This window comes from Exiguobacterium sp. MMG028, from assembly GCF_027947425.1.
GTDB lineage: Bacteria > Bacillota > Bacilli > Exiguobacteriales > Exiguobacteriaceae > Exiguobacterium > Exiguobacterium aestuarii_A.
In genome coordinates this window covers 80589-103368 of record NZ_JAQJIN010000005.1, presented here as the reverse complement: position 1 = coordinate 103368, position 22780 = coordinate 80589, and the positions used below count along the sequence as shown (strand labels likewise).

Here is a 22780-nt window from a genome sequence, read left to right as displayed (position 1 = left end):
GCAGAGGACGACCGAGCATACGCTCGGTCGTTTTTTTGTTTCATTGAAACTTTATCTCTTCTTTCCTCGTAGTGAATATGAGAAAGAGGGGATTTTTTTATGAACAATATGTCTCCTTACAGTGATTCATCGGGGAAACAAAACGAGAGGGGAAGCATAATGAAAGATCTTCAGCAAATCCAATTAGACCTACAACAACGTATCGCCGAGCGTGATCGACTTGTCCGCAAACAAAAGACACTTGAAAAACAGCTAAAGGAACATGAAGCGATACGGAAAGAATTGTTGAATACATTTACGAAAGAACAGCGCGATGTTTACGATCTTGAAAGTTTTTCGCTCGTCAATACGTGGCGGAAGTTACGAGGCACGTTTGATGAGCAACGCATAAAGGAAGTAGAAGAAGCTGCTCGTGCTGAACTGAAATTGCGCGAACACGAGAAGATGATCGATGAATTGACGCTCGAGCATCGAGGTTTACAAGAACAGCTCGAGAGATATGAAGACATAGACACAGAGTGGGAGACCTTCTTAGAAACAAAAGAGGCCCATCTCACAAAAGATCCAGCTGTTCGCCGAGACCTACATGATCTCACCAATCAACAAGCTAAGACGAATGAACTTCTCATCGAATATCGAGAAGCCATTGTTGCGGGTAAGGTAGCACGAGCAACGATTACGAGGACGCTAAAGCACTTAGACAGCGCCAAAGGTTGGTCGACATATGATACGTTCTTCGGGGGAGGTTTGTTTGCGACGGCAATGAAACATGATGCGCTAGATGCATCCGAGCAAACGATGCATGAATTACAATCTGCATTGGAACGTTTCTCCCGTGAATTGGCAGACGTCCAAGAAATTGTTCAAGAATTACATGTCGATCGAGGTTCACTGATTCAGTTCGCAGATTACTTTTTGGATGATATTTTTTCAGAATGGACGATGCATGGGCGAATCAATGATTCATTAGATCAAGTGAGCGGACTGGATAAGGAAATCAGTCAGTTGATTACGCATATGATGACAAAAACGGAACAGTTGGGAGAAAGACTCGAAGAGGTTGGTGAAAAAAGAAGACAGCTCATCCTTACGCGATGAGCTGTCTATTTACTCCGGTCGTTTTAGCCAATGCCGTAATCCTTTTCCTGCATGAGGGCCTGCCTCATAACGCGGAATGACGTGCAGATGGGCATGAGGAACAGTTTGGTTTGATGCCGTGCCGACGTTCCAACCGAGTGTGTATCCATTAGGTTGAAAGGTTCGATCAAGATGTTCTTTTGCTATATGAAGTAATTCGTATGTATGTTGCCATTCTAAAGGCGTTAAGTCGAATGTCGTCGCGCGGTGTGCTTTCGGGACAATTACACCCGAGCCAACGAGGACATCTTGCTCGTGGTCATGCATGAGAAAGTAACAAGAGTCATTCTCGGCAATAATGGTTTGATATGGATCGAGTGTCGGGTGACAAAATGGACAAGTAGACATGAGATAGGTACACTTCCTTTCTATATTAAGTGTACCAAAGGGGGAGAATCATGGAACGACTCATCAATGAAATCGTGCAAAATGTGCAAACAGGAAAACGAACGCTGATTGCAATCTCCGGACATGGGGCAGCAGGAAAATCGACGTTAGCCGAAACATTACGGGATCGATTCGGTGATATAAACCTCCTTCATACAGATCCATACATCATCGATTCACAGTTACGGAAACAAACGATCCTCACATATCAACACGATGGAATACCCCATCACTATAAGATGACGGCGTGTCATCCGTCTGCGCATCATCTGCTTTCACTCGAGCGTGATGTCCGTATGATTCAGGAAGGGATTGGGTTTTATACGATTGATGTCCCCTATTTGGAGCGGACATGGATTGATCCGGAGAAACCGATCACGATTATTGAAGGGATGAGTGTCGCATTCCTGGATCTTTCATCTTTTGACCAATCAATATATCTTTATACGGACGGGGAGACGGAGTTCAAGCGACGCTCACAACGTGATATTCAGGAACGGGGTATGGAGCTGGACTATTTACACGCTTCACATGTAGAACGACGTCTGCAATATGAATTATTCATGCATCCGTATCGCCACTACTTTCAAACCATCGTCAATACGAGTAAGGATGAAATTCAAATTGAAAAAACCGCTCACGAGGAGCGGTGACTGCGTAGCGTATCTTGAATACCGAGACCGAGCTGTTCTTGCTCACGTTCGAGTTGTTCCCAGGTGAGGGAGCGATGACGCAATTCGACGTCAGTCGCCATCGACTCGAGCGTTCGTTGTGTTTCGATGTTGTCGAGCCAGTAGTAGAGGTCGATTCCATCTTCATGCAGACGCCAAAATGATTTGACGACCTCAAACTCATCGGCCCACTCACCGACCGGTTTGAACCCATACTTTTCGACGAACGGATAAGGACGCTCTTCTCCGAGCGGGTCAATCACGTTCCGAACAAACATCGGTTCAAGTCCAGCATGAGCCGTTGCGTCGAGCAATCGTTTCAGTTCAGGCATCGGTTCGATTTCAATGTGTTCAATCACGTCAAACCAGACACGTTTCATGTCCTTGTCCCATAACGTCGCTTCCACGCTGTATGGAGCTCCAGCAGACGAAGGGGCATACATCGTCAATTCGAAGGAGAATGGAACGTCTTCCTTCGCACCAGGTTCTAGTACGACAGTGAGTGGAATCGGAATTTCTTGAATGTCGGCTTCTCGATTGAATTCATTTCCTTCCATGGTGATGTCTTTAAATGTCGTCAAAAAGTTGAGTGTCAGTTCTTGTAACCGGACGACAGTCGTCGTCGGGTTGGATACGTGCAGGGTCCCGGTCACTACCTGCTTCGGAATGAGTGCTGCCGGGTCAAACGTGATGTCGGCTTCGATCTCCGAAAAGAACCATTTCTTGAATCGGTTTCCCCATTTGGACATGGCGGTCGCGCCCCTTTTCTCTAAATTCTATGCTGTTATACCTGTTCCCGATTCCATTTTTCAAAAAACATTGAGAAAAAGGTTGCTTTTTATAACTGTCTCACTTATTATAGAGGATGTCGAAACAATTCAAACCATCGCGGGGTGGAGCAGTCTGGTAGCTCGTCGGGCTCATAACCCGAAGGTCGTCGGTTCAAATCCGGCCCCCGCAACCAATTTTTATTTAATTTCATATGTCGTCGCGGGGTGGAGCAGTCTGGTAGCTCGTCGGGCTCATAACCCGAAGGTCGTTGGTTCAAATCCAGCCCCCGCAACCAATTTTTAAATGAGATAGCGAAACGATAGCGTTTCGTGTTTTTTTTTGCTTAAAATGAAGTGTACAATGAGTACGTATGAGAAGTGATAAAAGGAGAACCATTCATGTATACATTGATTACGCATTCTGCGGCGGAGACGCAAGCAGTGGCAGAACGTTTGGCCATGCTCGTCGAAGCAGGAACGGTCATTACGTTAAACGGTGACCTTGGTGCCGGCAAGACGACGTTCACACAAGGGTTCGCAAAAGGACTCGGTGTCACACGGAACGTCAACAGTCCGACCTTCACCATTATGAAACAATACAAAGGGCGCTTGCCGCTCTATCATATGGATGTCTATCGACTCGAGGATACGGGGGATGACATCGGTCTTGAGGAATATATCAACGGTGACGGTGTCGCCATCGTCGAGTGGTCGAACTTGATCGAGTCTTCTCTTCCGGAAGAACGCTTGGCGATTACGATTGAACGAGTCAGTGACGAGGAACGAAAATTGACACTCGCTCCAACGGGGGAGCGTTACGTTCAAATCGCCAAGGAGGTGCTCGCATGAAGCAATTGATGATTGATACCGCGACGACACGTTTATCTGTCGCATTAAGTGAGGCTGGAGAAATTCAAGCCGAAGCGACGGTCATGGTCTCGAAAAACCATGCGGTCACACTCATGCCGATGATTGAACAACTCATGGCAGCTGTGAAATGGACTCCGAATATGCTCGAACGCATCGTTGTTACGACAGGTCCTGGGTCGTACACGGGGATTCGGATTGGAGTGACGACGGCGAAGACACTTGCTTATACGTTAAACATTCCACTAATCGGCGTGTCTGCCCTTCAACTCATGGCAGCAGCCCCGAATACGGAATTGCCCGTTGTCTCGTTGATTGACGCGCGACGCGGCAACGCCTATATCGGATATTATCAACAGAACAAGGCACTGACACACGATCAACATGCGTCTGTCGCCGACTGGCTACGACTGAATATCCAAGGGCGTTTCCTCGTCGTTGGAGATGTCGAACCGTTCCGTGACGTATTGAGTGAATATGAGTACGTCGAAGCACCGGCTGCACATCGTTACGGCCGCGCGAGTGATTTGGTCGTCTTTAGCGATGAGACGAGTGATGTCCATGCGTTTGAGCCAGAGTATTTGCGACTCGCTGAAGCGGAAGCGAAATGGTTAGAGGGTCAAAACAATGGCTGACGTTAAAATTCGTCGAATGACGTGGCTCGATGTCGAAGAAGTGACGAAAGTCGAAGAAGCGTCGTTCTCCATTCCTTGGACAAAAGAGGCGTTCATGAACGAGATGCTTCGAAATGAACAGGCTATTTATTTTGTCGCGGTCCATGACAAACGAGTCGTCGGTTTTGTCGGAGTATGGCAAATCGTCGACGAAGGACATATCACGAATATTGCTGTCTTACCTGAATTTCGTGGGCAAGGGATCGGTAACCAACTGTTAGCGGAACTTGTCGCGTTTGCCAAGTCAAAGGGGCTTGTCGGATTGACGTTAGAAGTCCGTGTGTCGAACGTCGGGGCGCAAAAACTATATGAACAGTTTGGGTTTATGCAAGCGGGACGAAGAAGACGCTACTATCAGGATAATAATGAAGACGCCTATATTTATTGGGCGAAGTTAGGAAGTGACTCAGAATGAACACATCACTGATTCTCTCAATCGAGTCGAGCTGTGACGAGACGTCTGTTGCGCTCGTCAAAGACGGGAAGACGCTATTGTCGAACGTCGTCTCTTCTCAAATTGAGAGCCATAAACGATTTGGTGGCGTCGTCCCTGAAGTGGCGTCTCGTCATCACGTGGAGCGCATCACGTATGTCATTGACGATGCGTTGAGCGAAGCAGGCGTGACGATGGAAGATGTCGATGCGGTCGCGGTCACACAAGGACCAGGTCTCGTCGGTGCCCTTCTCGTCGGCATCAGTGCGGCCAAAGCATTGGCGTTCGCCCATCAAAAACCGCTCATCGGCGTCCATCATATCGCGGGGCATATTTACGCGAACGAACTCGTCGAAGAGATGGAGTTCCCACTCGTCTGTCTCGTCGTCTCAGGTGGACACACGGAGCTCGTCTATATGCCGGAACATGGTGTCTTTGAAGTCATTGGTGAGACACGTGATGACGCGGCGGGTGAAGCTTATGATAAAGTCGCACGCACACTCAGCCTCCCATATCCGGGTGGTCCGGCAATTGACCGTTTAGCAGCGGTTGGAGAAGATACGTACAACTTTCCACGCGTTCGCCTTGAACCGGGTAGCTTCGACTTCAGTTTTAGTGGCTTGAAGTCATCGGTCATCAACGCTGTACACAATGCGGAGCAACGTGGGGAGACGGTCATTCCTGAAAACTTGGCAGCGAGTTTCCAAGCAAGTGTTGTCGAAGTGCTTGTTGAGAAAGCGATTCGCGCTGTGAAAGAAAAAGGAGCGAAGCAATTGCTCGTTGCCGGTGGTGTCGCGGCAAACCGTGGACTCCGGGCCGCGCTTCAAGAAGCGACTGCTGCTGAAGGGATTCGACTTGTCATCCCACCACTCGCTCTTTGTGGAGACAATGCCGGCATGATTGGGGTCGCGGCACATCACGCGTATGTGCGCGGGAAGCGCGATACACTAGCGATGAATGCGGTTCCTGGGTTATCCTTAGAAGAGAGCATGACAGTCTAGGGGGAAATAGAGACATGACGAAACGCATCATCATTGGAGGACTCATCGTACTACTCGTCGTCGCGACGTTTTTACAAGTACGAGAAATCATCCGCGCTTACAATATCGCCTATCAAGAGGAAATTGTGCCTGAAGAGACACGAGTGAAGTCGTTGACTGGAGAAGAGTCATTAGAAGGTATCGGTCGTGTGACCGGAGAGAATACGCTCATCGAGTCATTGTATGGTTACACGAGTGTCATCGACCAAGAACCAGAGCGTGTGATTGTCGTTGATCGCAATCTCGGTGTTCAGCCAAAAGCGAGCGATGCTTACTATGAAATTGAGCGGGGTCGCGAGGCAACAGAAGAAGAGGCTGCGAAGTTTGATGATTTGATCGAGGAGCTCGACGAACAGCAACTGTTCGCACAAGTCATCTCGACACACGAAGCACGCTATGTGACGAATGACGAAAAATCGTTGACGTTCTATAAAGTGTTCACACGTGACGTCGATACGAACGAGGCGGTCTTCTTTATCGCTGAGGACGGGACGAAGCTCGATTTCCATACGGTAGGATTCCAACCGTTACGATACTTTTAAGATAAAGAGAGGCCAGCGTATTAAACACGCTGACCTCTTTTTTCATGCCTTCAAATTGGCAACAATCTTCCCGACGACGTGTCGGTCTGAGAGTTCGACCAACTTTTTCGGGATATCCGCAAATGGAATTGTCTCTTGAATCATTGGTTGAATCTCACCCGCTGCAAGCAGTTCGAGCATGTGCGTACCGATGCGGACGATGTTTGCTTCGCTCACACGGTCTTGTTGATGATGAATCGCATTAAGTGCGACCTCATGGTAGGAGATGACACGTGTGAACGGTTTGATGACACTCATGTCAGGGGCTCCTGCGATATGGGCGATGTGTCCGTTGTAGGCGATGACTTGGAGGGAAGCGGTCGCCGTCTCCCGACCGACGGGATCGATGACAGCATTGACACCGTGACCACTTGTCAGTTCCATCACCCGTTGTTGCCAGTCTTCCGTATTGTAATCGATTGCCTCATCGGCTCCGAGCTGTTTGACCCAGTCATGGTTACGCGCTGAAGCGGTCGTGATGACACGTTTTCCGAGATACTTCGCCAGTTGAATGGCAAAGCCACCGACACCACCGGCACCCGCGTGAATGAGGATTGTATCGATTGCATTCATCGGAAATTTTTCAAAAATGGCTTGGTACGCTGTGAATCCAGCTGTCGGTAAAGCGACTGCATCAGCGAACGAGATCGATTCTGGAATTGGGACGACCATGTGCGCCTTGGCACGTGTGAATTCGGCGAAGCCACCCCATTCATTCCAGTTGCTGTGGTAGAGGACACGGTCACCGATCTGTACGTTCGTCACGTCATCCGCGACAGCAGCAATCGTACCTGCGACATCGAGCCCGAGGACGTGAGGGTATGACCATTCGGGTTTGCCATTGGTAGCCGTTTTGTAGTCGACTGGGTTGAGCCCTGCATATTCTCCCTCAATCAATACCTCGCCGGAACGAAGTGATGGTGCATCGACCTCCTCGATTCGCATCGTCTGCCATGTGTTCGGTTCATGTAGTAATAAAGCTTTCATTAAATAGCCACTCCTTATAAATTTATTTATCGATATATCCTTTAAACGTTATTTGTCTTATGATTTACTCCCTTTTATACTGAAGGTAATGAATACAAAAGGAGTTTACACAGATGATTGATTTTGAATGGTATCGCAGTTTTATCCACGTGTACCAGCAACGTTCCGTGTCGGCAGCGGCGCGTGTTCGCTTTTTGACCCAACCGGCTGTCAGCCAACATATCGCCGCACTTGAAGCAGAACTCGAAACGTCCCTCTTCACACGAGCACCACGTCAGATGATTCCGACGGATGCGGGGAAGGAACTATACACGCAAGTAGTCGGCTTGATTGACCGTCTTGAAGAACTATCGCTTGAGATGAAATATGTCTCAGGGGAGCAACCGCGTCCCGTGTTCAAGTTCGGTGGACCGACCGAGTTCGTCACACATGAGATTATACCCGCTTTGCCGCTTGATGCTGCACAGTACATCGCAGATTTCGGGATGACAGCAGATTTAATCAAACGCTTAGCAGACGGGGAGCTCGACTTTGTCATCGCGACGAAGCGGATGGAGGAGCCTGGTATCCAATACGTCCCGATTGCCGACGAATCGTTTTTGTTAGTGGCGCCGAACGATTGGGAAATCCCAACCGATGAGTTAAAAGATTGGATGGATCGTCAGCCGTGGATCAGTTATGGACTGGAGCTTCCCATCATCCGTCGTTACTATCAGACTCAGTTCGGGGAACGTCCAGACATACGTCCGGAGATGATCTTACCAAACGTCGACGCCATCCTTGCGGCAATCGAATCGAAGTGCGGCATCAGTATCTTACCGAACTATTTGATTCGACATGCACTCGAGCGAGGAAGCGTTCAAATCGTGGCGCCTGAACGTTTTGCGACGAACGTCATTTACCTCGCGCACCGGACTGAGTCGAAGCATGACCCCGTCATCAACCAAGTCATCCAAGCGCTGCAGGATGCAAAATGAAGTAGGACCCCCGTGGGCCCTACTTTTTATAATGCGTTTTTTAAGATTGTTGCTACATCTTGTTGTCGGAGTGGGACGTACTGGCCAATCTGTTCAGCGACCATCGCCCGTTCTGCCATCAATTCGAGATGCGTGGCGTCAATTTCATAATCACTGAGACGTGACGGTGCACCGATCGATGTCCAAAAGTCTTGTAACGCCTGAACCGTCTCTTCGACGAGCACGTCATCCGATTTGTCGTTCATGTCAATGCCGAAGACGCGTTCACCGAGTTGAATGATGCGTTCAGGACGTGTCTTTCCGACATAGCGAAGCCATTCCGGGAAGAGAATCGCAAGTCCGCCACCGTGTGGGATATCGTAGACGGCAGAGACCGCGTGTTCGATCATATGAGTCGCCCAGTCCGTCTTCACGCCCATCGATAATGTCCCGTTTAAGGCAAAGGTTCCGTTCAACAACATCGTTTCCCGTGCGTCAAAATCATTCAAGTTTTCAACGAGGCGAGGTGCCGTTTCCATCATGGTCCGTAAAATCGATTCCCCGAACCGTTCTTGGAGTAGGGCGTTCTCTGAAGCGTGGAAATATTGTTCGAAGACGTGCGACATGATATCAACGATTCCATATACGGTTTGGTTCGCCGGTACACTCAACGTATAGGTCGGGTCGAGTACGCTGAATTTTGGGTAAGTGAGGGGTGAGCCGAACGAGCGCTTATCCTGTGCCTCCCAGTTCGTGATGACGGCGCCACCGTTCATTTCCGATCCCGTTGCCGCCAATGTCAAGACGGTCCCAATCGGTAATGCATCTGTGACGGGGACTTGTCGTGTCACGATGTTCCACGGATTCCCGTCATATTTTGCACCGGCTGCGATTCCTTTCGCACAGTCGATGACGCTACCTCCACCTACAGCTAAGATGAGGTCGATTTGATGTTCATGGACTAAGTCGATCCCTGTTTGAACAGTCGTTAGACGCGGATTTGGTTCGACACCAGAAAGTTCGACGACGGTTACGTTCATGTCGGCTAATAGAGCGGTTACTTCCTCATAAAGCCCGTTCGCTTTGATGCTCCCTCCACCGTATAAGAGAAGGACGCTGTCCCCGTATCGTGGAATTTCGGTGCGGAGCGATTCAAGTTGTCCTTTCCCGAATAAGAGTTTGGTTGGGTTGTGATATTGAAAACGTTCCATTAATTAGTCAGCCTCCTTGATCTCTTCTAAAAACTGAACGTCGCGACTAGCGAGAAGTGCCTCTGCTTCTTGGCGATACGTTTGATAGTGGGGTGAGGCGATATGCGTATCGAGTGCCGCCTTGTCGGCCCACTTTTCGTAAAAGACGAACGCGTCCGGGTTGCTTTCGACTCGGTATAGCGTATAGAAGACACAACCTGCCTCCGCACGTGATGGGGTGACGACTTGGCGTAAATGTGTCTCAAGCGCGGACCCGAGACCGGGCTTCGCTTGAATCTGAGCTAAGATGGTAATCATCTTCATTCCTCCTCATCTATAAAACCCGCCTGTTCGAGAACAGACGGGTCGTTCTCTTTCATCGATTGGCAACGAGAAAGAATCGATTAGTTTAACGTGTTGATGACGGCTTTTGCGACAGCAACGGTCGATTGTGGATTTTGGCCAGTTACCAAGTTTCCATCAACTTGAACGTTTTCTGTGAAGTTGTCTGCGAGCACGATGTTCGCACCGAGTTCACGAAGACGCGTTTCAAGTAAGAACGGCATGTAGATATCAAGACCTGTCGCACGTTCTTCTTCATCCGTGAACGTCGCAATCGTTTTACCGTTCACGAGTGGTGCGCCGTCAGACAATGTCGCACCGACAAGACCAGCGGGACCGTGGCAGACGGCAGCAACCGTTTTGCCTGCTTCAAATAGTGAACGGATCGCAACATTCAATGCTTCGCTTTGTGGAAGGTCGAACATCGTTCCGTGACCACCTGGCATGAAGATGGCATCGAATTGGTCGAAGTTGGTGATTGTCTTCAAATCGATCGTGTCTTCGAGAAGGGGAGCCGTCGCTTGAATATCAGCAGGTACTTCTCCTTCTAAACTGCGTGCGTCGATTGGAGATTGACCACCGTTCGGGCTAGCGACCGTGATGTCATATCCTTGTTGTTTGAACTCGACGTATGCCTCACCAAACTCAGACAACCAAAGTCCAGTCGTGTGACCGTCCTTCATTTCTTTTGCGTTCGTCACGACCATTAATACATGTTTACTCATCTGTCATTCCTCCTAAGAAATAATCCGTTGTTTCGGTACGTGACTAGAATAACGCGCACTCTAACGAAAAACAAATTAAGAAAAAACACCTTATCTATAAATAAATTTATACATAAATGAAAAAGCCGCCCCCTTCAAAAAGAGGACGGACTGTTCAAGCTTTCGGTTGTCGATAATTCTCTCGATGCCACGTATTGATGCGGCTCACGATGAACACGAGAAGGGCGAGGATCCACATGAAGAGCGTCTCTTCATAGAAGTGGGCCCACACCGATCCCGGCGCATAGAACGTGTGAACGGTCACATCGACCGGCCAGACGACGATACGGATGAAGAGCGTGCTCATGAGCAGGCCACTGAAAAGACTGAGTAGAATCCCTGGCCACGTCTGAATGATGAAGCCGATCACGACCGGTAAAAAGTAAAAGAGAATAGACGGAACGATCGTCGGCTCCCCGCGGATGAGTTCAGATACGAACTCGGTCCCGGTTGGCACGATATAGGCCAGTCCCGTGAGGAACGCTTGAATGAACTCGATTCGCATGGCACGTGTACGCATCATGTATGGAGTTCCTCCCATTCCGCATAGAGTGCGGTGATTGATTCTTTCGCTGCGTCCGATTCGGTCGACAACTCCTGGGCACGGGCGAAGTCGTTGAAGACGTCCGGCTCACAAAGCAACTGTTCAATCTCGTCGAGACGATTCTCATGTTGCTCAATCGCTTGCTCAATCTCTTCGATGCGCTGTTTGATTCGGCGCTCTTCCCGTTGTTGTTCCTTATCGGCACGCTGTTTTTTCACGACGACCTGCTTCGTCTCTTCACGGGCGAGTCGTGCGAGTTCTTCGAGCTCTTCTTTCTTCTCGACGTAGTACGAGTAGTCACCGAGATATTCATCGATGCCGTTCGGCGTGATTTCTAACACACGCGTCGCGAGACGGTCGATGAAGTAGCGGTCGTGCGAGACGAAGAGAATCGTACCTGGATAGTCGAGAAGGGCGTTCTCTAAAATCATCTTCGAGTCGAGGTCCAAGTGGTTCGTCGGCTCGTCCAAAATGAGGAGGTTCGGTTGCTCAAGCTTCAGCTTGGCCAACGTGAGACGTGCGCGTTCGCCACCGGATAGTTCATGGACACGCTTCATGACGTCATCCCCGCTGAAGAGGAACTGTCCGAGAAGGCTGCGTACTTCTTGCTCGCGCATGAGCGGCCAGTCGTTCCAAATCTCATCGATGACACGGTTCGCGTCCGACAAGTTTTGTTGTTCCTGGTCGTAATAACCGATCTCGACGCCGGTCCCGTAACGAATCTCACCCGTGAGGGCAGCTTGTTGTTTCGTCAATACTTTGAGAAGTGTCGACTTTCCGACCCCGTTCGGACCGACGAGAGCGACAGATTCCCCGCGCTGTAGCTGGAAACGGAGATTTTGGGCGATCGCTTCCTCATACCCGATGGCGAGGTTACTCGTGCTCAACACATCGTTCCCGCTTTGGCGTTTGATGGAGAACGAGAGGACAGCACTGCGTTCGTCACCGTCCGGCGCATCGAGTCGGTCGACTTTCTCGAGACGTTTCCGCACGCTTTGTGCCCGTTTCGTCGTCGTCGCCCGGGCGATGTTTCGCTGAATGAAGTCCTGCATCTTGGCAATCTCTTCTTGCTGCGACTCAAACTGCTTCTTCTCTTGTTCGTAGAGAGCGGCCTTCTGTTCGAGATACTTCGTGTAGTTCCCGACGAAGCGGCGGCTCCGATGACGCGACAACTCATAGACGACCGAGACGACGCGGTCGAGGAAGTATCGGTCGTGGGAGACGATGAGGACGGCACCTTTATAGCCGCTCAAGTACTTCTCAAGCCAGGCAAGCGTCTCGATGTCCAAATGGTTCGTCGGCTCGTCCAAGATGAGCAGGTCGGGACTTTGAAGGAGCATCTTCGCCAAGGCGAGACGCGTCCGTTGTCCCCCAGAGAGCGTATCGATTCGACGTTCGAAGTCGTCCGGATAGAAGCGCATCCCGTGAAGGACCGAGCGGATCGTCGCTTCATACTGGTAACCACCGCGCTCTTTGAACGTATGCTGTTCTTCATCGTAAGAGGAGAGGAGGCGTTCGTACGCAGCGGCGTCGTTTAGAATCCGTTCGGATCCCATGTCGGCCTCCATGCGACGGAGCGTCTTCTCTTGCTCGATCAAGTCCGTGAAGACGGTGAGCATCTCGTTCCAAATCGTCTCGTCGGATTCGAGCCCTGAGTCTTGGGCGAGATAGCCGATGGTGACGTCTTTTGGCTTCATGATGTCCCCGGAGTCATAGTTGTATTCACCGGCGATGACTTTCAAAAGCGTCGACTTCCCGGCCCCGTTTCGGCCGACGAGGGCGACGCGTTCGCCTTCTTGGATTTCGAGTTTGACGTTTTCTAAAATCGGCTCGACGCCGAAGGATTTGGATAAGTTATTGACTTGCAGTAGGATCAAGTGAAAAAACCCCTTTCTCTCTATTTAGTATACTGTATTTTTCAGCGATTTTAGGTATATTCGTTGAGTGGTCATGTGAATTCGTTTACAATCAAGGTGTATGAAATTCAGATTCGTTTGTAACGTGTCGTAAAAAGGAGGCTCTTTCCGTTGAGTCAAAACGAACCAAAGATTCCACAAGCGACAGCCAAACGGTTGCCACTATACTATCGATTTATTCAAAGCCTGCACGCGTCAGGTAAACAACGTGTCTCTTCAGCAGAACTGAGTGAGGCGGTCAAGGTCGATTCGGCTACGATTCGCCGTGATTTCTCGTACTTCGGTGCGCTCGGTAAAAAGGGATATGGCTATAACGTGCAGTATCTGTTAGACTTTTTCCGAAAGACACTGAATCAGGACGAGATTACGAATGTCGCCTTGGTCGGGGTCGGTCACCTTGGGACGGCATTCGTCAACTATAACTTCCTTAAAAACAATAACACACATATCGTCGTCGGGTTCGACGCAGACGAGACAAAAGTCGGCACGACGATGTCAGGCGTCCCAATTCATCACGTCGATGAGATGGAACAAATTATGAAGCAAAACAAGATTGACGTCGCCATTTTGACGGTACCTTCTGCCTATGCGCAGTCCGTCGCAGACGACTTGGTCCGTTTCGGTATCAAGGGCATCTTGAACTTCACACCGGCACGACTTACAGTACCGGACACGGTTCGCGTCCATCACATCGATTTGTCGATTGAGCTGCAGTCACTCATTTACTTTATGCAACACTATCCAACCGCTGAGGGGGTCCATCAATAATGGAATTACTAGCATCATCACTCGTCGTCGGGATTCCGGGTGGGGCGAGTCTATTCATCATCGCCATCATCGCGCTCATCATCTTCGGACCGAAGAAATTACCGGAGTTTGGTCGCGCGGCCGGACAAACGCTTCGTGAGTTCAAAAATGCAACGAACGGCATGATGAACGAGCACGACGAGAACGACAAGAAAGCTATCGAAAAGAAAGAGCAGTAAGCCATGAATCATCAACCTGATCAAGAGCGGGAACTCACCGATCACTTGACAGAGCTGCGGAGACGACTGATGCTATCTGCATTTGTCGTCTTTGCCTTCTTTTTGATGGCTTTGCCGAGTGTCAAATATGTACTCGCGTACTTGCAAGAAGATCTCGTCGAACGCGGGCTCGAACTGAACGCCTTTGGGGTCGCGGACCCGCTCATGATTTACTTGAACTTGGCGCTCATCATCGGCCTGATTGCGGCGAGCCCATTCCTACTGTATCAAGTGTGGGCGTTTGTCGCACCCGGTCTGCATCCGAATGAACGGAAAGGTACGCTTGCCTATATCCCAATCATCTTCGGATTGTTCTTGATCGGTCTTGCGTTCGCCTACTACTGGTTGTTCCCGCTCGTCCTCGATATCTCGACGGACCTCGGGCAAGACCTCGGACTCGAACAAATCATCGGGGCGAACAATTACTTCACGTTCTTGTTGCAACTGACGATCCCGTTCGGTCTATTGTTCCAATTGCCGGTCGTGACGATGTTCTTGACCCGGATTGGTGTCGTGACACCATACTTCTTATCGAAGATTCGTAAGTATGCGTACTTCGCGCTATTCGTAGTCGCGGCATTCATCACACCACCGGATTTGACGTCGCACCTCATGGTATCATTGCCACTCTTCTTCCTGTATGAAATCAGTTTATCGATTTCACGCGTCACCTACAAAGGGGTGCTGCGCCGAGAGAAAGAAGCGATGGTGCAAGAACAGATGGATTTAATGAAACAGATGAATGAGAAATAAGCATCGTTCCGTAAATGGGACGATGCTTTTTTTGTCGTTTCAAGCTGATGTCATACGACATGAGTGATTGAGATAATTTTCCATTTTATGTGTTACAATAAAATGAGTCGCACAGTGAAGGGGGAAGTACGATGATTCGAGAGTACAATGGAGAAGTCCTTGTATTGCTAGGCGCTCTGACAACCATCCTACTGCTTTTCTCATTTTTCGCTATCAAATCTCGATTGCGACGTCAATTCATCGTCTCGTCGTTGCTACTTGTGACTGGCTATATCTTATTTCTTGTCGGAATGACAATTGTACGTGGTTGGGATGCACTCGGTTGGCTTGCACTAGGGTTGATCTTGTATGTACTTGGTATGATTCTTCACGTTGGCACTGTCATTTATCAGAAGCTGAAAAGTAGACATGAGGGACAATCTTGAAAGCATCTTTCCAATCAAGTTATGGAGGTAAATAAGGATGAATGACATCACCATTTTGCTCGTACTGCTGTTTGGACTCACACTAGGAGTCATCATTTCAACGTATCAAATGATCCGAACGAAAAAACAAAGGCCTTTTCCATTCATCTTAAATATAGTATTGGTCGTAAGTGGCTATATGCTACTAATTGGCAGTCTGACGTTTGGGTACGGTTGGGGAGCATTGTGGTGGGCGGTCGTCGGGCTTGCTATGAACGTCTTCGGTTTGATCGTGCATCTATTTGTAATAAGCTATCATCTATTGAAAAAGCGACGAGTCCGGTCATGAGAATGAGCGGATTTTTTCTGTTCAAACTTTAGACACTTTTACGTGAAGTAGTGAGCATAGTCGTTGAACCTTATATTGTGAAATAGTACACTAAGGTCAAGAAGTAAATGTGATGTTTATCACAATGTAAAAAGCGAAACGTACTGTCTAACATAAAAGGAGAGACGACTCATATGAAAATCGCAGTCATCGGATGTACACACGCAGGAACAGCAGCAGTCAAAGGGTTACTCAATCGATACAATAATCTCGACATCACCGTTTATGAGCGGAACGACAATGTCAGCTTCCTCTCGTGTGGGATTGCGCTCCACGTCGGTGGGGTCGTCCAACGTGCGGAAGAATTGTTCTATTCCTCTCCACGCGAGCTTGAAGAACTCGGAGCAACCATGCGCATGAAACATGATGTCTTGTCGATTGATGCCGACGCGAAGACGGTCCACGCCAAAAATCTCGAGACAGGGGAAGACGTGCACGACACGTATGACCGCTTGATCGTCACGACGGGTTCATGGCCGATTGTCCCAACACTCCCAGGAATCGAGATGAATGGAATTGAGCTCTGTAAAAACTATGCGCACGCACAACGCATCATTGAGCGTGCGACAGATGCGACGAAGATTGCCGTCATCGGGGCGGGTTATATCGGAGTCGAACTCGTCGAGGCGTTCGAAGCATACGGGAAACATGTTACGTTCATCGACAGTGCCGACCGCATCTTGAACAAATATCTCGACAAGTCGTTCACAGATCCACTAGAAGCGGACATGACAAGTCGGGGAATCGACCTCGAACTCGGTCAGACGGTCGAAGCGTTCCGTGGTACAGATGGAGATGTCACACATGTCGTGACGGATAAAGGTGAATTCGAGGCGGATCTCGTAATCCTCTGCGTTGGTTTCCGTCCGAACACAGGACTCCTCGAAGGACAAGTCGATATGCTCGGAAACGGTGCAATCATCGTCGATGAATACATGCGCACGAGCAACCCGGATATCTTTGCGGCAGGGGACAGCTGTGCCGTTTACTACAACCCGGCACGCACACATGCCTATATCCCGCTTGCAACGAATGCTGTCCGTATGGGGACGCTCGTCGCGGAAAATATGATGCAACCACGCGTCCGTTACCAAGGGACACAAGGAACGTCAGGACTTCGTCTCTACGACTGGAACATCGCATCGTCTGGATTGACGGAAGAAGCGGCAGCCCTATTCGGACTCGACGTAGAAAGTGTCGTCATTGAGGATGCATATCGTCCGGAGTTCATGCCGACCGCAGAGAAAGTCGAATTCAAACTCGTCTATGAAAAAGAGACACATCGCATTGTCGGTGGACAAGTGTTATCAAAAGCGGATTTGACACAAGCGGTCAACACGCTCTCCCTCGCCATCCAAAACGAGATGACGGTCGAAGAACTCGCGTACGTCGACTTCTTCTTCCAACCTCACTACAACAAACCATGGCACTTCTTGAACAGCGGAGCGCTTGAAGCGATGAAAGATAAAGTGAATGCCTGACAGAAAACGCGGAAGCTAACAGCTTTCGCGTTTTCTTATAGATAGCGTGGCGCATCTTTCATGGAATTCGTCAAAATCATATAAAGAAGAAAACTCCCTGGAAGAATCAGAAAGATGAGTCGAACTCCGATTGAAGAAATACCAAAGTATTCAGCGATTCCACCACATACTCCTGACAGAGAGCGGTCGGTCGCCGACTTCCGAAGTGTACGTTGCATAGAAAATCTCCCTATTGAGTTGATATGTAAATTTTACCATATCATGATGGGGGTGTCTTCCTCGATTGATTTGTATATGTAGATTATTTACAAGTCTCTCGGGGAAATAGGATAGGGTACGTGCGCGTCATGTTTTCTACCTTAAAGGAGGAATTTTTCATGGCTAAAAAGGAAAAACAACCGTATCACATCGTCACGTTCACGTTTCCGGAAGAGGCGATCTCGTATCAGGCGTTCAGTAAGTTGAAAAAGTACCATTCGGATGGGCTTGTCGGTTTTGAACAATTGGTCGTCATCAAGCGTGAAGAGAACGGGGCGTTCTCGTTTGAAGACGCAGCGCAGCTCGCACCGGTCAACAAGTCGACGAAAGGTGCGCTCATCGGGATGGCGGTTGGGATCCTTGGCGGACCGTTCGGAATCCTGTTCGGGACACTCACAGGTGGTCTCATTGGCGGCACGAAAGACGTAAAACATTTGCAAGGGATCCAAGATACGTTCAAACGGACGGTCGGTAACATCGAACCCGGTCAGACAGGTGTCATGGCTATCGGGGAGGAATTCGATCCATCGATTTTAGACGGGCTTGCAGAAGAGTATGGAGGAACGGTCACACGGACAGACGAGGAGTTGTGAGACATGAAACTCGGAATCTTAGGTGCGGGGAAAGTCGGTCGCACGCTCGGGGAGCAATTCGAACAGGCCGGTTATGAGGTGTTGTACGGAACACGGACGGAGCGGGAAGGGACGTTGACGTTACAAGAAGTCGCCTCAGCAAGCGATGTGCTCCTGCTCTGTACGCCTTTTGCGGCAGCGGTCGATTTGCTGCCGACACTTGATGGACTGAATGGGAAAGTGTTGATTGATGTGACGAATCCAATCGCCATCGAGTTTAACGAAGTCGAGCGCCCTGATGGGGTGTCGGGCGCGGAGTATTTGCAGAGACTTGTTCCTGATACGAAAGTCGTCAAAGCGTTCAACCAGACGGGTGTCGAGAATTTAGGCAACCCGGACGGTTCTGTCATGTTTGTCGCAGGAGAAGATGAGGAAGCGGTGCGGCTTGTTGTCGAGCTTTCGAACAAAATCGGCTTCGATACGCATCCGCTCCACGGGCTGAAGCTTGCCCGTGAACTAGAAGGGTTAGCGTGGCTATGGATTCATTATGCGGTGAAAGAACGGAAGACACGGGACTTCGCATTCTACTTAAAAGAACGTTAATAAGACGATCGGGGCGAAATGCCTCGATCGTCTTATTGATTAGAACCCTGTGTAGCGGTCAGAGCGTGTTTGCAGTAGCTCGATCGTCTCACGTTCGATTTGTTCGACTTCGCGCTGTTGCCAACCTGGCATGAGGAACGCATCGACGAGTGCCCAGATTCCTGTGATGATGGCACCGAAACCGAGCGTCAAGACGACGAGGAGGACCATCGCGATCCCTGACCCAATCTTTTTGAAATAAAAGCGATGTGCACCGAGTGCACCGAGGAAAAACCAAAGTAAGTACGCAACGAGTAAGCTGCGCTTGCGCTTCTCGACTTCGCTGTTGACGAGCTGCATTTCTTCCGTCGTCAAATCCATGCGTGATACATTCATCGGATTTCAACTCCCTATCCATAATTGATATAATAAGTTCGGACTCTAGTATATCTGAAAATGGATTTGTTTCCATGATTTCCTAAAAAGAAAAGAGGTTTGCTATGCTTTTTCCGATTTTGACATTCATCGTCGCCTTTGTTCACGTCGTCGGTGGGGCGATTGCGTTGTATCAGTACCCACAATATAAACGAATGGCCATCAGTGCCATCATACTCGGATTCGTCTACGGTGGGTTGACTGTGGCTGTGATTGGGTTATGAAGTGGGGGGCAAATGGACCACTTCGTTCGCGTCTTCACATGCAGAGTGGCTATCAGTTAGGGACATATCTATTTTTAGGTCTGATTATCTTTGATTTACTTTTAGGTGACGTTCCAAGAATCTCATTTGCGATGTATGCATTGTTCTTTTACTTTTGGCAACGGGAACGTGTCGAGAAAGAAGACAAGGCGTTAGCCGAAAAGATGAAGCAGCGGTCGAACGAGTGGACAATCACACTCGTCATCTTGCTTTGCTTCGTAGGCTATGCCGTCTCACTCGGTTTACAAGAACCTTCTATTTCATTGCTCGAGCTGAGCATTTACGGCTTCTCGACAATCTTTTGCATCCGGGCATTGACATTGATTTATGCCATGCACCAAGAACAGCTCGACTAAAACCCACCCCTTTGCATGAGAAAGGATGGGTTTTATTTAGGAAGCCGCTCGTCGCAGGACGAGCTTTTCTTTTACATAGATGCCGCTATAGACGAGGAAACAGCCGAAGCTGACCAACAGTCCGATGTAGACGCTCATCATGAACGGGGTGAGAAGCGACCCAATCAAAATCGTCGAGCGAGATAAGAAGTCGGCACCGGCGAACGAGGTCCCGGCAAACGCAGAGTACGCACCACGTCGGTCTTCCGGCATCATGTTCGCCTTCTCCGTATTCAACACGGGCGAGTACAACAATTCGCCGAACGTGGCGATGAGCATGAAGCCGAGAAGAAGCATCATCGAATTCGAACTCGTGATGACGGCGTAGCCGATTGTGTACAACGTGAGCCCGCCGAGTAATGTGTGTTTATTTGAGAAGCGTGAGGCGAGACGTTGAATGAAGAACGTCAACGCGACGACGATGAGCGTGTTCTCGATTTGGATCAAGCTCATCATCCGCACCCCGTTGATTGTCCATGATTCAATCGAAAGCGGTTCAAATGAATCGGCGAGTCGGACGGCGACGTAACTGCCCATGGAGAACTCGGCAGCGAGAATACACATCGAGCCGAAGACGACTTTGACGAACGGGTGGTCACGCCAGGCGATTTGATAGCTTTGAAACACGTCGACGAAGACGAGCTTGAGCTTTTGTGAGGTCCACGTGCGTTTCGTGTCTTCAAGGAAAATGGCGTACGCAATCGGCAACATGCTCGATGTGAACGTCAAAATCCAAAACAGTAACAGTTGATTACTCACATAGAGCCAACCCCCGAGCGCCGTCCCAATCGTGATGGATAAGTTGATTAACCAGTAATCGAGCGCGTATACGGCTTTTCGGTTCTCCGGCGTCGTCGCATCGATGATGATGGCGCTCATCGCAGGCCGACCGAGGTTATTTGTGACCGTGAAGATCGTATAGGCGATCATGAAGACGATCATTTGGTCGAACTGGAGACTGAGCGTCATGACGAGAAACATGGATGCTGTGAGACTGGCCGTCAACACGAGGAGTCGCTTCCGTGAAAATTGATCAGCGAGGTATCCCCCGATTAACCCGATGACGTATCCGAGACAGACGAGCGAGACTAAGAAGACGCCTGCAATCCATTCATTGAACGCTTTAACAAAGAGAAGTGCCATGAACGGCATGATGGCGAATGAGACCGAACGGTTGAAAAACGATGTTACGAGTCGTACTTTAATTGGCTTAGGTATATCTTTCCATTTCATCTTGTCACCTTCCATTCTGTACCTGTATGATAAACAAGACAACGGATTTGAAAAATGGACGACATGGGGAAATGATGTCCACTTTTAAGGGGGATGCGACGTGGATGCATATTTATTTCGATTGTGGAAAGAGTGTCGGGACGGGGCGTACACGATTTCTGATATGGCGGAAGCCATCCATTTAAGCCCGAAACAGACGAAGCGCCATTTGGCACGATGGCAAGAGGAAGGATGGCTCACCTATACGAGCGGACGCGGACGGGGAAACTTGACGCGACTTGAATGGCTGCGACACGTGGAGCGCGACTTGGCGAAACAGCTACTCGAACGCATGGAGAAAGAGTCGGTCGAGGCGGTGACGAGTCAGTTGGAATGGGACTGGTCGCCTGCGCAGGCTGGCCGGTTCATGCGTCAGCTCGAGAAAAAGTTCGGTTACGTCCAAACATCGAGCGATGCGCTCATCATCCCGCGACGCCGTCACTTTTTGACGACACATCCGCTCGAGGCGGCTGACATCCATAGCGCCCACCTCGTCCAAAACGTATTCAATCGTCTGTTCATGATTGACGCGTCCGGTGAGGTCACCGGGGAGCTCGCACATCACTATGAATGGCAGGGGAGTACGCTCGTCTTGTTTCTTCGGAAAGGCGTCCGTTTCCATGACGGGTCGCTCATGACGAGTAAAGATGTGACGAAGAGTTTACGCATGCTCGTTCAGTCGGATGCGTATCGGTATATGTATCGGCACGTCCGGCATATCGCATCGAACGGCACGTATCGCGTCGACGTCTCGCTCGACAGGCGTCGAAATTCCTACATCCCGAAACTGTCGATGATTCATACGAGTATCGCCAAAGGAAGTATCGGGACGGGGCCGTTTCAATTGGATCGCCATGACAAGGAAAAGACAATCCTCCTCGCCTTCGAGAATTATTTTGGGGTGCGGGCGCTCCTGGACCGGGTCGAGTTCATCAAAGTGCCGGACGGATATGATCCGACGTATCGCATCTCATCAAGGGATTCCAAAGAGACCGGACACATCTCGACACCGTCCGGGTTTGGGCTTGTCATCTTGAATAGTCATCCGAATAGTGTATTTGCCAATGAAGAGGCGCGACATTACATCCATCGATTGATTGCGGAGATTCGACCGAAGATTGGGACGCTGCATGAGCGGAGAACGCCGAACGATCGAGGTTTTCTCGGTTCGCTGAGTGAGACGTATGATGTTCCGGAAGGAGCACCCGTCACGTTCAATCGTCCGATACGAATCAAACAGACGGACTTCACGAACGATACGACCGACTGGATTGCCGAGATGTTGACGCGTCACGGCATTGCTTATGAGTTCGTACCCATCAGCTTCAAAGATTCAATCCATGACAAAACGTATTATGAATACGTTGATTTGGTCGTTCACGGAGAAGTGTTCGAGCGGAACATCACGCTCGGGTTTGAACAGTTCATGACGAACGAGTACTCGCCTCCGCATAAGGTGTTCCCTTATATCGAGGGGATGGCGGAGCGGGTCGGACAATATGATGACCTGCCGTTTGAGGACTGGTTGCCGCTGCACCGAGAGATTGAGCGCGAGTTAAAAGAGAAGTCGTACTTTATCCCGCTCTATAACGAGGAGCGGACCATTCCGTTCCCAGTCGAGCTGAAGGACGTCTGTGTCGACTTGTTCGGTTATTTTGATTTTGCGAAACTATGGATTCCGTCTTAAGGAGGG

Annotated in this window: 30 protein-coding genes and 2 tRNA genes; 21 read left to right on the top strand and 11 right to left on the bottom strand. The window is 49.6% G+C overall.

Annotated features, from left to right (window positions below; all coding sequences use genetic code 11):
• Positions 1-159 precede the first annotated feature (159 nt).
• Positions 160-1098 (top strand): hypothetical protein, encoded by a 939-nt coding sequence (locus tag PJK55_RS13870; protein ID WP_271306191.1) that lies wholly within the window; start codon positions 160-162, stop codon positions 1096-1098.
• A 9-nt stretch (positions 1099-1107) separates the two neighbouring features.
• On the opposite strand, the gene PJK55_RS13865 is transcribed toward PJK55_RS13870, so the two are convergent.
• Positions 1108-1485 carry an HIT family protein gene (locus tag PJK55_RS13865; RefSeq protein ID WP_271306190.1) on the bottom strand — a complete coding sequence of 126 codons (378 nt, stop codon included), beginning with the start codon at positions 1483-1485 and terminating at the stop codon, positions 1108-1110.
• Between the two features lie 50 nt (positions 1486-1535).
• Here PJK55_RS13865 and PJK55_RS13860 point away from each other — a divergent pair, with 50 nt between their 5' ends.
• Positions 1536-2177 carry a uridine kinase family protein gene (locus PJK55_RS13860; protein ID WP_271306189.1) on the top strand — a complete coding sequence of 214 codons (642 nt, stop codon included), beginning with the start codon at positions 1536-1538 and terminating at the stop codon, positions 2175-2177.
• Here PJK55_RS13860 and PJK55_RS13855 read toward each other — a convergent pair.
• A complete protein-coding gene (locus PJK55_RS13855) occupies positions 2162-2944 on the bottom strand; it encodes a sporulation protein (protein WP_214748859.1) in 783 nt (260 codons plus the stop codon). The genes PJK55_RS13860 and PJK55_RS13855 overlap by 16 nt on opposite strands.
• 138 nt (positions 2945-3082) lie before the next feature.
• Between PJK55_RS13855 and PJK55_RS13850 the strand changes: the two genes are divergently transcribed.
• The 7 genes from PJK55_RS13850 to PJK55_RS13820 all read left to right on the top strand — a co-directional run bounded on the left by PJK55_RS13850 (position 3083) and on the right by PJK55_RS13820 (position 6521).
• A tRNA-Met gene (locus tag PJK55_RS13850) sits at positions 3083-3159 on the top strand.
• A 25-nt stretch (positions 3160-3184) separates the two neighbouring features.
• Positions 3185-3261 (top strand) — tRNA-Met (locus PJK55_RS13845).
• Between the two features lie 103 nt (positions 3262-3364).
• On the top strand, positions 3365-3814 hold the full coding sequence (gene tsaE, locus PJK55_RS13840; RefSeq protein ID WP_214786283.1) for a tRNA (adenosine(37)-N6)-threonylcarbamoyltransferase complex ATPase subunit type 1 TsaE: 450 nt from the start codon (positions 3365-3367) through the stop codon (positions 3812-3814).
• Entirely contained in the window at positions 3811-4467 is a 657-nt protein-coding gene (gene tsaB / locus PJK55_RS13835; RefSeq protein ID WP_271306188.1) for a tRNA (adenosine(37)-N6)-threonylcarbamoyltransferase complex dimerization subunit type 1 TsaB, read from the top strand. Before tsaE ends, tsaB begins: the two co-directional genes overlap by 4 nt.
• Complete coding sequence (gene rimI, locus PJK55_RS13830) at positions 4460-4921, top strand: ribosomal protein S18-alanine N-acetyltransferase (RefSeq protein WP_214761456.1); 462 nt, start codon at positions 4460-4462, stop codon at positions 4919-4921. Before tsaB ends, rimI begins: the two co-directional genes overlap by 8 nt.
• Positions 4918-5940 (top strand): tRNA (adenosine(37)-N6)-threonylcarbamoyltransferase complex transferase subunit TsaD, encoded by a 1023-nt coding sequence (gene tsaD / locus PJK55_RS13825; RefSeq protein WP_271306187.1) that lies wholly within the window; start codon positions 4918-4920, stop codon positions 5938-5940. Before rimI ends, tsaD begins: the two co-directional genes overlap by 4 nt.
• A gap of 14 nt (positions 5941-5954) precedes the next feature.
• Positions 5955-6521, top strand: coding sequence for a hypothetical protein (locus PJK55_RS13820; RefSeq protein ID WP_271306186.1), 567 nt, complete (start codon positions 5955-5957; stop codon positions 6519-6521).
• A 42-nt stretch (positions 6522-6563) separates the two neighbouring features.
• On the opposite strand, the gene PJK55_RS13815 is transcribed toward PJK55_RS13820, so the two are convergent.
• On the bottom strand, positions 6564-7547 hold the full coding sequence (locus tag PJK55_RS13815; RefSeq protein WP_271306185.1) for a zinc-binding dehydrogenase: 984 nt from the start codon (positions 7545-7547) through the stop codon (positions 6564-6566).
• A 113-nt stretch (positions 7548-7660) separates the two neighbouring features.
• Between PJK55_RS13815 and PJK55_RS13810 the strand changes: the two genes are divergently transcribed.
• A complete protein-coding gene (locus PJK55_RS13810; RefSeq protein ID WP_271306184.1) occupies positions 7661-8524 on the top strand; it encodes a LysR family transcriptional regulator in 864 nt (287 codons plus the stop codon).
• 26 nt (positions 8525-8550) lie between these two features.
• Here the strand turns inward: PJK55_RS13810 and PJK55_RS13805 are convergent, their stop codons facing one another.
• The 5 genes from PJK55_RS13805 to PJK55_RS13785 form a co-directional block, all read right to left on the bottom strand.
• On the bottom strand, positions 8551-9714 hold the full coding sequence (locus PJK55_RS13805; RefSeq protein WP_271306183.1) for an iron-containing alcohol dehydrogenase: 1164 nt from the start codon (positions 9712-9714) through the stop codon (positions 8551-8553).
• 3 nt (positions 9715-9717) lie between these two features.
• On the bottom strand, positions 9718-10011 hold the full coding sequence (locus PJK55_RS13800) for a putative quinol monooxygenase (protein ID WP_271306182.1): 294 nt from the start codon (positions 10009-10011) through the stop codon (positions 9718-9720).
• Between the two features lie 86 nt (positions 10012-10097).
• Complete coding sequence (locus PJK55_RS13795; RefSeq protein WP_271306181.1) at positions 10098-10760, bottom strand: type 1 glutamine amidotransferase domain-containing protein; 663 nt, start codon at positions 10758-10760, stop codon at positions 10098-10100.
• A gap of 154 nt (positions 10761-10914) precedes the next feature.
• Positions 10915-11322 carry a hypothetical protein gene (locus PJK55_RS13790; RefSeq protein WP_026824457.1) on the bottom strand — a complete coding sequence of 136 codons (408 nt, stop codon included), beginning with the start codon at positions 11320-11322 and terminating at the stop codon, positions 10915-10917.
• Positions 11319-13220, bottom strand: a complete 1902-nt coding sequence (locus tag PJK55_RS13785) for an ABC-F family ATP-binding cassette domain-containing protein (RefSeq protein WP_271306180.1) — start codon at positions 13218-13220, stop codon at positions 11319-11321. The genes PJK55_RS13790 and PJK55_RS13785 overlap by 4 nt, the downstream gene beginning before the upstream one ends.
• Before the next feature lie 150 nt (positions 13221-13370).
• Between PJK55_RS13785 and PJK55_RS13780 the strand changes: the two genes are divergently transcribed.
• The 6 genes from PJK55_RS13780 (at position 13371) to PJK55_RS13755 (ending at position 17310) form a co-directional block, all read left to right on the top strand.
• Complete coding sequence (locus PJK55_RS13780; protein ID WP_015880579.1) at positions 13371-14027, top strand: redox-sensing transcriptional repressor Rex; 657 nt, start codon at positions 13371-13373, stop codon at positions 14025-14027.
• Positions 14027-14245, top strand: a complete 219-nt coding sequence (gene tatA, locus PJK55_RS13775) for a twin-arginine translocase TatA/TatE family subunit (RefSeq protein ID WP_034770678.1) — start codon at positions 14027-14029, stop codon at positions 14243-14245. Before PJK55_RS13780 ends, tatA begins: the two co-directional genes overlap by 1 nt.
• 3 nt (positions 14246-14248) lie before the next feature.
• Positions 14249-15037, top strand: a complete 789-nt coding sequence (tatC, locus tag PJK55_RS13770; RefSeq protein WP_214761444.1) for a twin-arginine translocase subunit TatC — start codon at positions 14249-14251, stop codon at positions 15035-15037.
• 131 nt (positions 15038-15168) lie between these two features.
• Positions 15169-15462 (top strand): hypothetical protein, encoded by a 294-nt coding sequence (locus PJK55_RS13765; RefSeq protein WP_271306179.1) that lies wholly within the window; start codon positions 15169-15171, stop codon positions 15460-15462.
• Between the two features lie 37 nt (positions 15463-15499).
• Positions 15500-15790 (top strand): hypothetical protein, encoded by a 291-nt coding sequence (locus tag PJK55_RS13760; protein ID WP_271306178.1) that lies wholly within the window; start codon positions 15500-15502, stop codon positions 15788-15790.
• A gap of 173 nt (positions 15791-15963) precedes the next feature.
• The gene (locus PJK55_RS13755; RefSeq protein WP_271306177.1) at positions 15964-17310 is read left to right on the top strand and encodes an FAD-dependent oxidoreductase; all 1347 of its coding nucleotides are present in this window, start codon (positions 15964-15966) and stop codon (positions 17308-17310) included.
• Between the two features lie 35 nt (positions 17311-17345).
• Here PJK55_RS13755 and PJK55_RS13750 read toward each other — a convergent pair whose 3' ends face one another.
• Positions 17346-17528, bottom strand: a complete 183-nt coding sequence (locus PJK55_RS13750; RefSeq protein ID WP_074032578.1) for a PspC domain-containing protein — start codon at positions 17526-17528, stop codon at positions 17346-17348.
• A 159-nt stretch (positions 17529-17687) separates the two neighbouring features.
• On the opposite strand from PJK55_RS13750, the gene PJK55_RS13745 reads away from it, so the two are divergent.
• Positions 17688-18161, top strand: a complete 474-nt coding sequence (locus tag PJK55_RS13745) for a hypothetical protein (RefSeq protein ID WP_159563401.1) — start codon at positions 17688-17690, stop codon at positions 18159-18161.
• A 3-nt stretch (positions 18162-18164) separates the two neighbouring features.
• The gene (locus PJK55_RS13740; RefSeq protein WP_271306176.1) at positions 18165-18743 is read left to right on the top strand and encodes an NADPH-dependent F420 reductase; all 579 of its coding nucleotides are present in this window, start codon (positions 18165-18167) and stop codon (positions 18741-18743) included.
• A gap of 39 nt (positions 18744-18782) precedes the next feature.
• Here the strand turns inward: PJK55_RS13740 and PJK55_RS13735 are convergent, their stop codons facing one another.
• On the bottom strand, positions 18783-19118 hold the full coding sequence (locus tag PJK55_RS13735; RefSeq protein WP_214697039.1) for a TM2 domain-containing protein: 336 nt from the start codon (positions 19116-19118) through the stop codon (positions 18783-18785).
• Between the two features lie 104 nt (positions 19119-19222).
• Between PJK55_RS13735 and PJK55_RS13730 the strand changes: the two genes are divergently transcribed.
• Together PJK55_RS13730 and PJK55_RS13725 are read left to right on the top strand one after the other, a co-directional pair.
• On the top strand, positions 19223-19381 hold the full coding sequence (locus PJK55_RS13730) for a hypothetical protein (protein ID WP_271306175.1): 159 nt from the start codon (positions 19223-19225) through the stop codon (positions 19379-19381).
• Complete coding sequence (locus PJK55_RS13725; protein ID WP_214748815.1) at positions 19378-19776, top strand: hypothetical protein; 399 nt, start codon at positions 19378-19380, stop codon at positions 19774-19776. The genes PJK55_RS13730 and PJK55_RS13725 overlap by 4 nt, the downstream gene beginning before the upstream one ends.
• A 36-nt stretch (positions 19777-19812) precedes the next feature.
• Here the strand turns inward: PJK55_RS13725 and PJK55_RS13720 are convergent, their stop codons facing one another.
• Complete coding sequence (locus PJK55_RS13720; protein ID WP_271306174.1) at positions 19813-21048, bottom strand: MDR family MFS transporter; 1236 nt, start codon at positions 21046-21048, stop codon at positions 19813-19815.
• A gap of 100 nt (positions 21049-21148) precedes the next feature.
• On the opposite strand from PJK55_RS13720, the gene PJK55_RS13715 reads away from it, so the two are divergent.
• A complete protein-coding gene (locus tag PJK55_RS13715) occupies positions 21149-22774 on the top strand; it encodes an ABC transporter substrate-binding protein (RefSeq protein ID WP_271306173.1) in 1626 nt (541 codons plus the stop codon).
• Positions 22775-22780 lie beyond the last annotated feature (6 nt).